Below are 14,308 nucleotides of genomic sequence, written 5' to 3' on the forward strand. Positions count from 1 at the left end.
CCGCGACGAAACCACTTTTGTCGACCGGCGGCGCACCATCTCCCATGTTGACGCGCGCGCCAGTAGAGCCGACCATCCGCGAGTTCGAAGCCGAGGTGACGAGCGTCGACGGCCGCGACGTGACGCTCGAACGGACGTACTTCTACGCCGAGAGCGGCGGCCAACCCGCCGACCGAGGGACGCTCGGCGGCGTCCCCGTCGCCGACGTGCAGTCCACCGGAGACGACGTGGTTCACACGCTCGAATCCGCCCCGGAGTTCGAGTCGGGACAGACCGTCACCGGCGTCGTCGACGACGACTTCCGGACGTACTGCATGCGAGCGCACACCGCGAGCCACGTCCTCTACGGAGCGGGGCGGAAAGTGCTGTCCGACCTCGGCTACGGCGGGTTCGACATCTCCCCGGAGAAGGTCCGCGTGGACTTCACCACCTCGACGGACATCGACGACGAGACGTTGGTCGAACTGGAACGCCTCGTCAACCGCGCCGTCTGGGACGGCAGAGGCGTCTCGTGGGAGGAGGTGCCGACGGAGGAAGCTCTCGACAGAGACGACGTCGCGTTCAACACGAAGACCGAAGAGGGCGTGATGGGCGACGCCGACACGATTCGCGTCGTCACCGTCGAGGACTGGGACGTGGCCGCCTGCGGCGGCACGCACGTCTCGAACACCGCCGAGATAGGCCCGGTGACGGTGCTCGGCCGGTCGAACCCCGGCGAGGGACTGACCCGCGTGGAGTTCGCCGTCGGACCGACGGGTATCGACCGGCAGTCGGACGTCCACCGCGCCGCCCTCGACGCCGCGCGCGAACTCGGCACCTCGGTGACCGACCTCCCAGAGGCGGCGGCGTCGCTCCGCGCGGACAAACAGTCGCTCGAAGACGAGGTGCGCGAACTGGAGTCTGAACTCCTCTCGAACCGCATCGCGGAGTTCGAGACGCTCCCGCGAGACGGCGCGACGTGGCACGTGGGCGTCCTCTCGGGGTTCGAGGCGAACGAGGCGGGCGAGGCGGCTAAATCCGCGGTCGACGACGGCGACGGCACCGACGTGGTGGCCGTCGTCGGCGCGGGCGAACGCCCGTACCTCGTCGTCGCCGCCGGGGAGGCAAGCGGCGTCGACGCGGGCGACGTCGTCGCCGACGTGACCGACGAGTTCGGCGGCGGCGGCGGCGGCGGCGCGTCGTTCGCGCAGGGCGGCGGCTTGGACGCCGACCCCGTGGACGTGACGACGTTCGTCACCGACAGATAACGGGCGTCGGCGCGGCCGACTACGACTCGACCTCCTCTAACACGGACGAACCGGTCCCCGGTTTCGACTCCCACTCCCAGTCGTCTTCGACGCGGACGCGGCCGTCCGGCAGTTCCGTGACGACGCCGACGGAGTGACCCGTCGCCGTCTCGCCCGCGGCGTCCACCTGCACGTACCGCACGTCCCACCGGTCCCCGTCGAACGTCCCGAGCAAGTGGCCCTCGGCCACGTCGCCGCCCGCGTACCGGGCGCGAATCCGGTCGCCGTCCTGTTCGAACTCGAAGCGCGTGTCGCGTCCGACGTCGCCGGACGCCGCGTTCTCGACGCCCGCGAGCGTTCGGCCGTCGAGCGAGATGTCGGTCATACGTCCGCTGTCTCGCGCGTAGTCGTAACTGTTCGGAACGCCCCGGCGACGTGGCCGACGTCTCGCGTCTGCGAGACGAGCGCACACCGCCGGCGATTCAATCACCTTTTTCCATCATAGACCCGAGCGAGAGGTATGGCAATCGCAGACGCCGGTTCGTCGCTCACGGACGAGCAACGGGCCATCCGCGACGTGGTTCGCGAGTTCGCCGTCGAAGAGATTCGCCCGACGGCCCGGGAGGCGGACGAGACGGAGACGTTCCCCGAGGACGTGTGGGACGGCCTCTCGGACCTCGACCTGACGGGCCTCACCGTCCCCGAGGAGTACGGCGGATTCGACGCCGACCGGACGACGTACGCCCTCGTCAACGAGGAAGTCGCCTACGGCCAACTCGCCGTCGCGACGGCGCTTTCGGTCCACTGTCTCGCCACCTCCTGCATCGCCGAGTTCGGTTCCGAGGACCAGAAGGAGACGTGGCTTCCCGAGATGACTCGCGGGCGTCCCGTCGGGATGTTCGCGCTGTCGGAACCCGACGCCGGGTCGAACCCGGCGCAGATGTCCACCGTCGCCCGCCGCGACGGCGACGAGTACGTGATAAACGGGAAGAAGCAGTGGATAACGAACGGGCAACGCGGCGAGGTGTGCATCCTCTTCGCGAAGACGGACCCCGACGACCCCTCCTCGGTGACGCAGTTTCTCGTCCCGAAGGACGCGGGCTTCGAGGTGGGGAAGAAAGAGCACAAACTCGGCCTGCGCGCGTCGGACACGACGGGCCTCCTCTTCGACGACGTGCGCATCCCGGCGGAGAACCGGCTCACCGAGGAGGGAAAGGGCCTCTCCGCGGCGTTCCACATCCTCACGGGCGGGCGCGTCGGTATCGCCGCGCAGGCGGTCGGCCTCGCGCAGTCGGCGTTCGACGAGGCGCGCGAGTACGCCCACGAACGCGAGCAGTTCGACGGCCCCATCTCCGACATCCAGTCGGTCCGGCACAAGTTCTCGGACATGGCGACGCAGATTCACGCCGCCCGTCTCATGGTCCGCGAGGCGGCCAGACAGGACGACGCGGGCGAGGACCCCCGAACCGCGGCGGCGATGGCGAAGTACTTCGCAAGCGAGGCGGCTGTCGACGTGACGAACGAAGCCGTCCAGATTCACGGCGGCTACGGCTACACGACCGACTTCGAGGTCGAACGGATGTACCGCGACTCGAAGATAACGACCATCTACGAGGGGACGTCGGAGATTCAGAAAGACATCATCGCGCGCGGCGTCCTCGACTGAGTCACCGCACGGCCACCGCCTCCCTCCCGAACGGTCTTGTTCTCCCCCGCCCTATCGCCGTCGATGAGCACGCCGGACCTCACCGCGTTCGACGCCGTCGTCTGGGACTTGGATGGAACGCTCGTCCACCTCGTCGTCGACTGGGCCGCCGTCGCGACGGAGGCCGAACGGACGTTCGAGACGGCCGGCGTCGACGCCGCCGGGATGGACCTGTGGGCGATGCTGGACCTCGCGGACGAGGCGGGGATGCGCGCCGAGATAGAGGCGGTCATCGCCGGTCACGAACGCGAGGGGGCGCGGCGTTCCGACCGACTCGCGTGCGCCGACTCGGTGGGTCGGTTCGAAGTCGAGGGCGTCTGCTCGCTCAACTGCGAGGACTCGTGTCGGGTCGCACTCGACACGCACGACCTCTCGGCGGGCGTGGACGCCGTCGTCGGCCGCGACACCGTCCGAACGCGGAAACCCGACCCCGAACCGCTCTTGGAGACGCTCCGTCGGATGGACGCAGAGCCCGAAGACGCCGTCTTCGTCGGCGACTCGCGCAGAGACGAACTGACGGCCGACCGGGCGGACGTGGCGTTCCGCTACGTCGGCGACGGCCCCTCCGGCGTCTGACCGCGCGACTGCTCCGACGGCGAGAGCGAGACGCGCCGACGCGGACGTTATGTGCTTCACGCCCTAACTGCGAGGCGATGAGCTATCCGGTCAGCTACTACTGCCCGCACTGCGGTGCCGTCGTCGAACTCGCGCGAGACGGCTACCTCTCCGATAAGTCCGTCACCCCCTATCCGCTCGTCGGGTGGGCGTACGCCGACCCCGACGAGTCGTTCGAAGACGGTGCCGCCGACGGCGTCCACCTCGTCTGCGGCGAGAGCGAGGCCGACGGCCTCCGCTGGACCGGCGACGTGAGCGAGGCGGACGACGTGGACGAACCGCACCTCGACTCGCCCTGCGGCCGCGAGTTCTACCTCTCGTTCGTCCGCTACGAGAACGGCCGAGAGGTCGAACCGGTCCCCGAGACGGAGTACGTCGACATCGGACTGTGACCCGGGTTCGCGCGCCGTGGGCCGAAGGGAGTGAACACCGCTCACAGCGGTCTCTATCTCCTCGGCACGCGATATCGGGGTATGGAACTCACACCCATTCAGTCGATACTCGGTGACGCGGTGTTCTTCGGCGGATTCGCGCTGATAGTCCTCGCGATGCTCGGACTCGTGGTCTACATCACCCGCCTCGAACACGCAAAGGAGATGGCGCTCATCGAAGCGGGCGAGTACCAACAACTCCGCAACGACAGGCGCGCGTGGGTGCTCGGCGGTGGTCTCGTCCTCGTCGCTCTCGGCCTCGCCGACGTGACGACGACGTTCCTCGCCGGCGGCGTCCCGCAAGAGGGCGTCGCGGCGACGTTCGTCGGTCTCGCGGCTCTCGCGTACTACTTCTACAAGCGCCGCGAGGACCGCGAGGACGACGCGACGACGACGGCCCGCGCCTGAATTCGTCTCTTCGCTTCTCGACGGTTTCCGCTTCGCTCTCTCGGACCCCCGTCGACGCGCTCTTTCCGCCGCATCTCACGCTCCCGTCCCGGACCGTTTCCGTCGACGAGAGACGAAGACCCAGACGAGAACCACGGTCCAGCACGCGGCGGCGAAGACCCCGGCGACCCAGTAGCCGACCAACTCCGCGAGGCCGAAGAAGTACGGGACGACGAGGAGGACGAGGAGGAGGTTCTGCCGTCGTTCGATGTTACGGAGTCGGTTCTGGAGGGACTCGTCCATCAGTGACGACGTATGCTTGCGCCGTGAAAGTTCTTTACACCGACAGTATTCGGCGTATCGGAGGGGTCCGGGGTCAGCCCTTGATGTTGCAGACGGGGAACGTCCGCACGACTTTGTCGCCGATACCGAGTTCGTCGGAGACCCGGACGACTTCGTCCACGTCCTTGTAGACGCCCGGTGCTTCCTCCGCCACCGTCGCGCCCGACTGCGCTTTCACGTATATCTTCTGTTGGTCCTGCAGTTCCTTCTGGACCGTCTCGCCCCAGTACTCTTGCTTGGCCTTCGTCCGACTCATCGTCCGACCCGCGCCGTGCGCCGTGGACCCGAAGGTGAGGTCCATCGAGTTCTCGCCGCCGCGGAGGACGTAACTCCCCGCGCCCATACTGCCGGGGATGATGATGGGTTGCCCCACGTCGCGGTAGGCGGGCGGCAGTTCCGGCCGACCGGCGGGGAACGCGCGCGTCGCCCCCTTCCGGTGGACGTACAGTTCGCGCTCTTCGCCCTCGACGGTGTGTACCTCCTTCTTCGCGATGTTGTGGGCGACGTCGTAGAGGAGGTCCATCTCCATCTCTTCCCAGTCGCGGCCGAACACTCGCTCGAACACCTTCCGCGTCCGATGCATGATGAGTTGGCGGTTCACCCACGCGAAGTTGATGGCGGCGCACATCGCCCCGTAGTACTCTTCTGCGAGGTGCGACCCGGCGGGCGCGGCGGCCAGTTCCTTGTCCGGGAGGGCGGCCAGCATGTCGCCGTGTTCCTTCTCGATGCGCCGGAGGTAGTCGCTGCAGACCTGATGACCCAGTCCGCGGGAGCCACAGTGGATGAGGACGACGACCTGGTCTTCCGACAGACCGAACTCCGCGGCCACCTCGTCTCGGTAGACGTCCGTGACGCGTTGCACTTCGAGGAAGTGGTTTCCGGACCCGAGACTCCCGAGTTGGTTCTTCCCCCTGTCTTTCGCCTTCTGCGAGACGGCGTCGGGGTCGGCGTCCGGCCGGAACCCCTCGTCCTCGCAGTGCGCCAGGTCGTCTTCGACGGCGTGGCCGTGTTCGAGTGCCCAGTCCATCCCGCGGGCGAGGACCTGTTCGACCGTCTCCGCGTCGCCCTCGACGATGCCGCCGCCGCCGAGGCCCGAGGGAACGTTCGCGAACAGGGCGTTCACCAACTCCTCCTCTTTGCCCTGCACGTCGTCGTACGTCAGGTTCGTCTTCATCATCCTGACGCCGCAATTTATATCGTAGCCGACACTTCCGGGCGAGATACAGCCGTCTTCGGTGTCCGTCGCACCGACGCCGCCGACGGGGAAGCCGTACCCCTGATGACCGTCGGGCATGCAGATGGCGTACTTCGTCATCCCCGGGAGGTGCGTGGCGTTGCGCAACTGCTCTAGCGTCTTGTCCTGTCGAATCTGCTCTAAGAGTTGCTCGCTCGCGAGGACGCGCGCGGGGACGCGCATCTCGCCCTCGCGGGGCATCTCCCAGACGTGTTCGCGGACGCGTTCGAGGCGAACGTCACCGAACTCCTTCACGTCGTCGTCGCTCATACGGAGAGATTCGACAGGCCGACTGAATAGGATTCCGTCCGCGAGTCGTGACGGTCACGTCGTCGCCGACGTCGCGGTCGAAAAATCCGCGAGGCCCTCTCAGTCGACCTTCTCTGTGGTCGACCGGCCGCACTCGATGCACGTGTGCACGAGGTGTGGTTGGCGGGAGAACTTCTCGTTCTCCGCCTGGACGTTCTCGCGACGGGTGTCCTCTCCGATTCGAATCGACGTCTCCCGTTCCGTCGGTTCGTCACATCGAGGACAGTACTTTCGCGTCGATGCCGGGGAATGGGGGTCGCGGGTTTGGTGTGACACTGTCGTGCTCCATCCCCGCCGGATAGTGAATTGTGAGCATCTCTCATATATTCTTCTCAGATTTCTGAGAATGTAGTTGCAGCCGTACGAACGGCAGACGTAGCGGGTCTGAAAAGGGCGTCCGAAGATACGTGTCAGTCTGCAGTCGGTGCACTCACGTCCCGCGTTCGTTCGTCCGCGTCGTGAAGCCACGCGTCGACGGAGAACGGGCCCGCCCCCGTTATCAGGAGCGCCGAGACGAGGCCGAAAAGCGAGATGTGCGCGAGCACCGGGTCGTCCGGGAGGCCGAACAGCGTCGTCGTGAAGAGGAGAAACGAGACGGCCGCGGCCCCGCGGGTGAACGCCCCGGCGAGGAGGGCGACGCCGACGAGCACTTCGGTGAGGCCCGCGCCCACGACCCAGAGTTCGGGGGCGACGGAGACGACGCTCGTGAGGTCGTACTTCGCGACGACGGCGAGCGCTTCACCGGGGTTCATCAGTTTCTGGGCGACGCCGAGGTAGACGAACGAGACGCCCAGACCGACGCGCAGGACGACGGGGACGACGGACGTGTACGGTTGGACGCGACGGACGAACGGAAGGGCGACGGCGCGGTAGAACGGGTCGATGCGCGAGTAGACGGTGTCCTCGGCGGCGAGTCGGGCGACGACGTGGTCCGCGCTCGGACGGCCGCCGCCGAGGAGTGCGATGGCGAGGAAGCCGGGGACGTACTCGACGGCGAGGAACAACGCCGGTTCGAACGCGAGGCCGACGAGGTAGGCGACGAGGCCGAACGTGGCGACGATTCGGGTCCCGAACCCGAACAGGAGGAGAAAACCGACGCCGATGCCGAACAGGCGGGTGACCGTCGGCACGGACAACTCGACGACGGGGCTGAAGAAGTACCCCGAGAACCCGGCACCGACGAGTGGGAGGCCGACGCTCAGGCGGAGCAACCACGGTAGCAAGTCCCGGTACCCGTTCATCGTGGTCCGGAACACGGCCACGTCGCGACGTGCGGGACGGACGCGCAGATAGACCGCACCGGCGGCGACGACGGAGGCACCGCCGACTCCGAGGACGGCGAGCGTGAACGGGTCCGACAGCGTCGTGACGAGGAACTCGACGACTTCCCGCGGTTCGCTCCCCGGCGCGACGTACTTCACGTGCGCACTCGCCCGCCCCGTCGCTCCGACGAGGACGAAGACGAGCGCCGATACGAGCAGTCCGAGTCGGGGGAAACTCCCTCTCTGCTCCATGTGTGGGAGTTGGACCGAAGGGGTGTAAGACCGTCGGACGATTATCACCGAGAGAGAACGCGAGCGGGTCGTTAACGGACGATAAGGTCGGTTCGAGAACGGCGTCTCACACGTCCAAGACGACGTAGGCTTCCCACCCGTCTGCGGTCTCTTCGACGCGCATCTCCGAGTACGTCACGGCCTTTATCTCGCGGGCGTCCACGTCGGCGAGGGGGACGCCGCGGGCCGACCCCGACAGTCGCCACCCGTCGGGCCGTTCTTCGACGGTCACCTCGTTGTCCACGGGGAGGACGGCGCGCACGTCCCGTTCGTAGATGAGGTGGTCGAGGTAGTCGAACAGGAGGGCTTCGACGCCCTCCGCTCGCACGTCGACGTCGAACCGGTCGCCGCCCGTCTCCGGAATCTCCTCGCACCCGGCGGCCGCGAGTCCGTCGCCGACGGCGGCGAACAGTTCCGAACGCGTCGGTGCGGACGCGGCGACGGCGACGTCGGCGGTGTGGTCGCGGAGTTCGAAGCTCATACCGACTGGTCTTCGCCGCTCCCGTCCTCTGTCTTCCGGTCTCCGTCAGTTCGAGACGTGGGGCCGCGGTCGGTGTGGGGGCCGCGTCCCTCGTCTCGGCCGCCGGAGCCGAACTCGTCGGCGGGCCGGTCCGCCGGCGATACCGACGCCGGTGGCTGGTTCGTCCGTTCGGACTCCGCGGCGGTTCGCCCGGCCATCTCTTCGGGCGTCCCGTCGGTCGAGTCTCGGTCCTCCGGGGTTCGCCCGCGCGCTGCCGGCCTGTCACGCGGGCCGTGCGCCGCGCCGTCGTCGGCCCGTTCCGCCCGTTCGAGGTTCTCGGGGGTGTCCGCGTGTCGAGGCTCGACCTGTCTGTCGTACGCCGTCGGTCGGTCGGTCCGCACGGGGTCCCGGCGGTGTGCGTACGGGTCGTCGCCGTCGGGGTTCATCTGCTGGTCGGCGCGTTCGACGCCCGAGAGTTGGCGCATCTGCGCTTCGGTGAGGCCGGCCACGCCGTCGCCATCGCCGCCGCCGGAGATAGCGACACCGCTCGTCACGACGGCCTGTATCCCCTCTTCGACGGTCATGTCGACGTCGATGACGCGGTCCGCGGGGAGGTGGACGAGGTGCCCGCCCATCACGGGGTTCGGCGCGAGGGGGAGAAACAGCGTCTTCATGTCGGGGTAGCCCGCCGGCGTGCTGAGGACGTCCGGGGTGTCGGTCGTGACGAACCCGAGCGTGTACGCCCCCTCGTGGGGGAACTCGACGAGTTTCACGTCGCGGAAGTTCTGGGCGTCGCTGTCGAGCATCACGTCGCTCATGCGCCGAAAGCTGTCGTAGACGGAACCGATACCGGGTATCTGCGACATCACGTAGTCGAAGTACGAGACCGCCCGTTCGCCGTACCGCGAACTGTTGACGAGGAGGCCGACGACGAGAACGAACAAGAAGAGGACGGCGGGGGTGAGCAGTTCCACCATCGTCTCTCGGGAGATGTCGAGGACGCCGGGGATGACCGTCACCGCGGGCGTCCCCACCACCACGTCCGAGAGCATGTTGAGGAAGGGATAAATCGAGTTGAAGAGGAAGACGATGACCGCGGCGGTGATGATGAGCGGTACGACGACGGCGAGACCACTGATTATCGCTTCTCTGAACACGTCGCGTAGCGACCCGCGGACGCGCTTCATCCGCGGGTCGTTCCAACCAGTCCCGGACATGTGTAGTCGATTCCGCGTTCGTGGTTCCCCCACAAAACGTTCGCGGCCCCTCGGATGCGACGGTGGAGTTATATTCGTGACCATTCTATCGGGTGGCGTGAGCGTCAACGTGGAAAAGCGGGTGGACGGGCCGGGGTCCACCGAACACGCCGAACAGGCGTGGGAGCTCAAAGAGCGCATCCGAAAATCAGAGGGCGTCCTGAAGCAGCGACGCGGTTTCTTCTTCGACGCCTATCGTCGCGCGACGACGCATCTGTTCTTCGAGGACGAGACGCTCATGGGCTTCGCCTCCACGCGTCGCGACGGCTACATCCTCTTTCTCGCCGTCGCGCCCGAAGCGCGCGGGCAGGACTACGGCAAACGCCTCGTCGCCGAAGTCGCCCACGACCACCGCTCGGTTTCCTGTCACGCCCGGACGACGAACGAGTCCGCACTCGCCTTCTACGAACACATCGGGTTCGAGACGAAGCGAAAAATCACGAACTACTACGAGGACGGCGGCGACGCCTACTACCTCCGTCTCGGCGAGAAGGCGAGCATCCGCGAGAAGTTCTCCGAACTGTTCCGCCGGTAGCGTCCCGCCGCCGGAGTCGGCGGACGCGCCGATTCAGACGTCCTCGACCAACTCGCCCAGTCGCTCGACCGGAAGCGCCTGCATCGTCTCGGTGTCGAGTCCGTGGCGTTCGACCACTTGCGTCACCTGGAACGCGGTGTCGTCGTCCGTCGCCTCGAACCGGACGTCGAAGTCGTACGACCCGAGGACGGCGTAGGTGTCGAGGAGTTCCGCGTCGAGTTCGCTCATCTCCTCTCGGATGGTTCCCCAGACGGAGACGAGTTCCTGCGAGTTCTGGTACTCGCTCTCGTTCACGTCGACGTGCATGATGTACGTCGGCATGCTTTCACAACGTCACCCCAAGATGAAAAGGCTGTAGGCCGCGGCGGCGGCCGTCACCTGAACCTTTAATCGAATCCCGTCTGTTGGCCACAGTATGTACATCGGCGTACTCACCGTTCCGCTCGGCGGCGAATCGCTCTCGGACGCGCTCTCGTACCTCGACGACATCGGCGTCGACGGCGTCGAAATCGGCGTCGGCGGCTATCCGGGTGAGGACCACATCGACCGGCAGGCCTACCTCGGCGACGAGGAGAAGCAGGCCGACCTGCACGACCTGTTAGACGAACACGACATGCAGGTCAGCGCACTCGCCACGCACAACAACCCGCTTCACCCCGACGACGAGACGGCCGAGGAGGCGGACGCCGAACTCCGGGAGGCCATCGAACTCGCCGCGGAACTGGACGTGAACACGGTCACCTGCTTTTCGGGACTCCCCGCCGGCGGCCCCGACGACGAGGTGCCGAACTGGATTACCGCGCCGTGGCCGACCGAACACGCCGACGCGCACGACTACCAGTGGGAAGTCGCCGTCGACTACTGGTCCGACCTCGCCGAACACGCCGACGACCACGGCGTCGACGTCGCCATCGAGATGCACCCGAACATGCTCGTCTACGAACCGTCGGGCATGATGCGCCTCCGCGAGGCGACGAACGAGCGTATCGGCGCGAACTTCGACCCCTCGCACCTCTACTGGCAGAACATCGACGTCGTTCACGCCATCCGCTTCCTCGGCGAACACGACGCCATCCACCACTTCCACGCGAAGGACACGAAGGAGTACTCGTGGAACTCGCGCCTGAAGGGCGTCCTCGACACGACGGACTACGCCGACGAGTCGAACCGGTCGTGGCTGTTCCGCTCTATCGGCTACGGACACGGCGAAGAACACTGGAAAGACGTGGTGTCGACGCTGCGGATGGTCGGCTACGAGGGTGCGCTCTCCATCGAACACGAGGACTCGCTCACCTCTTCGACCGAAGGACTGGAGAAGGCCGTCGACGTGCTTCAGCGCGCCGTCTTCGACACCGAACCGGGCGAGGCGTACTGGGCGGAGTAGCGACGCACCGGCACGGGGCGTAATCGCTGTCGAGACCACGATTTTGAAGACGGTCGCCCGAGAACCGCACGCCATGACACTGAAAGTCGGTATCCTCGGCTACCGGTTCATGGGACAGGCTCACTCGAACGCGCTGGCACGACTGCCCATGTTCTTCCCCGACGCGCCGGACGTAGAGCGACACACGCTCGTCGGTCGGAACGAGGAGGCACTCGCCGACGCGGCGGACCAGTACGGCTTCGAGCACACCGAGACCGACTGGGAGTCGGCGATAGACGAGGTGGACGTCTTCTACAACCTCGGCCCGAACCACGTCCACGCCGAACCCTCCATCGCCGCGTTGGAAGCTGACACACCGGTCTTCTGCGAGAAACCGCTCGCGCCGACGCTCGACGAGGCGGAAGCGATGCGCGACGCCGCCGCCGACGCCGACGCCATCGCCGGGTGCGCGTTCAACTACCGATTCGTCCCGGCGATTCGCTACGCGAAGGGACTGATAGACGACGGGAAACTCGGCGAAATCCGACACGTTCGCGGACGCTACCTCCAGGACTGGCTGACCGACGCCGACGCGCCGTGGTCGTGGCGCAACGACGAGGAGATGGCGGGAAGCGGTGCGCTCGGTGACCTGGGTGCCCACACCGTCGACCTCCTGCGCTTCCTCGTCGGCGACCACACCGGCGACATCGACAGTCTCTCGGGCAGTCTGCAGACGTTCGTCGACGAACGCCCCGTCGAAGGCGGGGACGAGACGCGGCCGGTCACCGTCGACGACGCCTACTCGGCGCAGGCGACGTTCGAGAACGGCGCGATGGGGACGTTCGAGGCGTCCCGCGTCGCGGACGGCCACAAGAACGACCACACCGTCCAGATTCACGGCTCCGAGGGGAGTCTGAAGTTCTCGCTCGAACGTCTGAACGAACTGGAGTACAAGGGACCGGACCACCGCGGCTACGAGACCATCCTCGTCACCGACGGCGACGACCCGTACCTCGACCACTGGTGGCCGCCGGGCCACGTCCTCGGCTGGGAGCACACGTTCGTCCACGAGAACTACGAGTTCCTCTCAGCCGTCGAAAGCGGCGAGGAGTTCCACCCGTCGTTCGAGGACGGCTTCGAGGTGCAGAAAGTGCTGGACGCCATCGAACGGAGCGACGAGTCGGGCGAACGCGTGGGAGTCGAGTGAGACCTGTGTGGGACCAACGAGGTTAGTCGAGGGTCTCTTCCGTCAGCCATCGCTCGAAGTCCCGTAGCATCGAATGTACTTCGGGGTCAAGAGCGTGACCAGTCTCGGTCTTCACGAAATACCGCCTCGGTCCACCGTACGCGGGCCCCGAGGCTCCACTGTAGGCTTCGAACGTGTGCTGACTCTCTCGGTCACGAACGTGCACGGAGAAGCCGTCGTCGGTCTCCTCGACGTTGTCGAACGCCGATTCGAGGAGCGCTCTAAACGCCGCTTCGTCGAACGCCTCCTCGACAGATATGTCGGGGTTCACCTCTCGTCGACTGCAGAGCTTCCTCCCGCCTGCGGGGTCGTTCGATTCGACGAACCGCGGTTCGGCAGGTTCCGATGGTGCGTTGGACTCGGTCACGCTGTATCACCGCCTTCCGTACCATCAGACCCCATGAGCGTGTCGATGGCTCGTGACAGTACGACCAAGACCAGCGCTGCGCCGGCGGCGACCGCACCAGCTACCCCGGCCGCTGCAGCGGCTTTGGCCAAGAGAATCGCTACGCCAACGACGAAAGCGAATATCGCTGCTGCCACGATGAACGCACCGATGATCATCAGGACCTTCTCCGCGACCGTCAGGACCGCCTCGAAGAAGCTCTCGATTGCCTGTTCGATAGCGTTGATCGCTGCGGCGACCTCCTGAAGCATCGCGGTCGCCAGTGTCGCGAGAACGGACTGGACAGCGACCGGGACGAGCCTTCGTGCTTCTTCTTCGAGCAGTTTTCTGAACTGGTCCATCAGTGCTGCTAAGGTCACGACTGGGACACCCACGCAGGCCGCCGCCACCGCCTGCCGGAGGAGTATGCGGACACTCTCACGGAGGAGCCGTCTCATCTCGCCAAGCAAGATGTTTTTCAGCCGCCGGGCGAGCGTTCGGCTCATGCTTCGGACGGGGCCGCGGACGTTCGACTCCACGAGCCGAGCGATGCGTTCGACAGTCTCTTGATCCAACTGCGGAATGGTCGCCAGCGGAACTCCGAACTGTGTGGCGACGAGTGCCCGGACTCGCTCGCCGAAGTATTCGTTACCAGCCGTCAGCAACTGACGGAGGTCCATCTGGTCTATCGCCTTGTCGATTGGCTGAACGAATCGCTCCTCGAGGAACCGGTCCACTTCGTGGTACGCACTCGAAGTCACACGGTCGAGGAACTCGGTTACCTGTTCCGAGGATGCGTCGCACGGGAGTGTCTCTGAAGCACCACCAGTGCACCAGTAACCGACTGCACCCGGCGACGTGAGACGTGCTTTCAGCGTCCGATCTCGATCTCCGTCGAACGACCCGATGACCGTGTCGTTCGTTAATACACCAGTCAGCATCTCAAACGATGTCGGAACTGCGATGGGACCCAACACCCCGACATCGGCCGCGAAGCGCAGGTCGTCCTCACCGGCGGGCTGATTCCCGCACCCAGAGGGTCGCATTTCTGGGCCGAGTACTCTGTCAACGGACTGGTTGGCGCGCCTGATGTAGTGTTTGGCTTCAGGTATCCCGTAGCTGTCTGCAAATCCGATAGGTTTTATCTCACCTACTTGGACGGTGAACCCGTCCCTCCACAGATCCGCTCGACCTGGGTTCCGGGACGGCGGTTGGCAGCCAGTGTCGTCCATATGTCGCTTCGTCGCACGCGGAACCTCCT

18 protein-coding genes are annotated in these 14,308 nt (G+C 66.1%); 8 read left to right on the forward strand and 10 right to left on the reverse strand.

All coding sequences use genetic code 11. The features are described 5' to 3' along the window. Positions 1–44: 44 nt before the first annotated feature. Positions 45–1,247 (forward strand): alanyl-tRNA editing protein, encoded by a 1,203-nt coding sequence (locus tag BM282_RS13180; RefSeq protein WP_089881842.1) that lies wholly within the window; start codon positions 45–47, stop codon positions 1,245–1,247. 19 nt (positions 1,248–1,266) lie between these two features. Here BM282_RS13180 and BM282_RS13185 read toward each other — a convergent pair whose 3' ends face one another. Further along, complete coding sequence (locus BM282_RS13185) at positions 1,267–1,611, reverse strand: hypothetical protein (protein WP_089881844.1); 345 nt, start codon at positions 1,609–1,611, stop codon at positions 1,267–1,269. A gap of 135 nt (positions 1,612–1,746) precedes the next feature. On the opposite strand from BM282_RS13185, the gene BM282_RS13190 reads away from it, so the two are divergent. From BM282_RS13190 to BM282_RS13205, 4 genes are all read left to right on the forward strand, one after another. Further along, positions 1,747–2,892, forward strand: coding sequence for an acyl-CoA dehydrogenase family protein (locus BM282_RS13190; protein ID WP_089881846.1), 1,146 nt, complete (start codon positions 1,747–1,749; stop codon positions 2,890–2,892). A 63-nt stretch (positions 2,893–2,955) separates the two neighbouring features. Further along, a complete protein-coding gene (locus BM282_RS13195; RefSeq protein ID WP_089881849.1) occupies positions 2,956–3,507 on the forward strand; it encodes an HAD family hydrolase in 552 nt (183 codons plus the stop codon). Positions 3,508–3,584: 77 nt separating this feature from the next. Continuing rightward, a complete protein-coding gene (locus tag BM282_RS13200; RefSeq protein WP_089881851.1) occupies positions 3,585–3,938 on the forward strand; it encodes a hypothetical protein in 354 nt (117 codons plus the stop codon). Between the two features lie 81 nt (positions 3,939–4,019). Beyond that, a complete protein-coding gene (locus tag BM282_RS13205; protein ID WP_175501533.1) occupies positions 4,020–4,385 on the forward strand; it encodes a hypothetical protein in 366 nt (121 codons plus the stop codon). 75 nt (positions 4,386–4,460) lie between these two features. Here the strand turns inward: BM282_RS13205 and BM282_RS13210 are convergent, their stop codons facing one another. From BM282_RS13210 to BM282_RS13235, 6 genes are all read right to left on the reverse strand, one after another. Beyond that, a complete protein-coding gene (locus BM282_RS13210; protein ID WP_089881853.1) occupies positions 4,461–4,667 on the reverse strand; it encodes a hypothetical protein in 207 nt (68 codons plus the stop codon). Positions 4,668–4,740: 73 nt separating this feature from the next. Further along, complete coding sequence (locus BM282_RS13215) at positions 4,741–6,210, reverse strand: RtcB family protein (RefSeq protein ID WP_089881855.1); 1,470 nt, start codon at positions 6,208–6,210, stop codon at positions 4,741–4,743. Between the two features lie 99 nt (positions 6,211–6,309). Next, positions 6,310–6,717 (reverse strand): DUF7835 family putative zinc beta-ribbon protein, encoded by a 408-nt coding sequence (locus BM282_RS19075; protein WP_449271690.1) that lies wholly within the window; start codon positions 6,715–6,717, stop codon positions 6,310–6,312. Further along, the gene (locus BM282_RS13225; protein WP_089881859.1) at positions 6,660–7,763 is read right to left on the reverse strand and encodes a DoxX family protein; all 1,104 of its coding nucleotides are present in this window, start codon (positions 7,761–7,763) and stop codon (positions 6,660–6,662) included. Before BM282_RS13225 ends, BM282_RS19075 begins: the two co-directional genes overlap by 58 nt. A 106-nt stretch (positions 7,764–7,869) precedes the next feature. Further along, the gene (locus BM282_RS13230; protein ID WP_089881861.1) at positions 7,870–8,283 is read right to left on the reverse strand and encodes an archease; all 414 of its coding nucleotides are present in this window, start codon (positions 8,281–8,283) and stop codon (positions 7,870–7,872) included. Then, entirely contained in the window at positions 8,280–9,479 is a 1,200-nt protein-coding gene (locus BM282_RS13235; RefSeq protein WP_245758365.1) for a DUF502 domain-containing protein, read from the reverse strand. The genes BM282_RS13230 and BM282_RS13235 overlap by 4 nt, the downstream gene beginning before the upstream one ends. 97 nt (positions 9,480–9,576) lie before the next feature. Between BM282_RS13235 and BM282_RS13240 the strand changes: the two genes are divergently transcribed. Beyond that, positions 9,577–10,053, forward strand: a complete 477-nt coding sequence (locus BM282_RS13240; RefSeq protein WP_089881864.1) for a GNAT family N-acetyltransferase — start codon at positions 9,577–9,579, stop codon at positions 10,051–10,053. A 33-nt stretch (positions 10,054–10,086) separates the two neighbouring features. On the opposite strand, the gene BM282_RS13245 is transcribed toward BM282_RS13240, so the two are convergent. After that, a complete protein-coding gene (locus BM282_RS13245; RefSeq protein WP_089881866.1) occupies positions 10,087–10,374 on the reverse strand; it encodes a GYD domain-containing protein in 288 nt (95 codons plus the stop codon). Between the two features lie 94 nt (positions 10,375–10,468). On the opposite strand from BM282_RS13245, the gene BM282_RS13250 reads away from it, so the two are divergent. Beyond that, on the forward strand, positions 10,469–11,437 hold the full coding sequence (locus BM282_RS13250) for a sugar phosphate isomerase/epimerase family protein (RefSeq protein ID WP_089881867.1): 969 nt from the start codon (positions 10,469–10,471) through the stop codon (positions 11,435–11,437). Between the two features lie 73 nt (positions 11,438–11,510). Beyond that, positions 11,511–12,623 carry a Gfo/Idh/MocA family protein gene (locus tag BM282_RS13255; protein ID WP_089881869.1) on the forward strand — a complete coding sequence of 371 codons (1,113 nt, stop codon included), beginning with the start codon at positions 11,511–11,513 and terminating at the stop codon, positions 12,621–12,623. A 22-nt stretch (positions 12,624–12,645) separates the two neighbouring features. On the opposite strand, the gene BM282_RS13260 is transcribed toward BM282_RS13255, so the two are convergent. After that, entirely contained in the window at positions 12,646–13,029 is a 384-nt protein-coding gene (locus tag BM282_RS13260) for a hypothetical protein (protein ID WP_089881871.1), read from the reverse strand. After that, a complete protein-coding gene (locus tag BM282_RS13265) occupies positions 13,026–14,279 on the reverse strand; it encodes a hypothetical protein (RefSeq protein ID WP_245758366.1) in 1,254 nt (417 codons plus the stop codon). The genes BM282_RS13260 and BM282_RS13265 overlap by 4 nt, the downstream gene beginning before the upstream one ends. Between the last annotated feature and the right edge of the window lie 29 nt (positions 14,280–14,308).

Source organism: Halogeometricum limi (genome assembly GCF_900115785.1).
Classification (GTDB): Archaea; Halobacteriota; Halobacteria; order Halobacteriales; family Haloferacaceae; genus Halogeometricum; species Halogeometricum limi.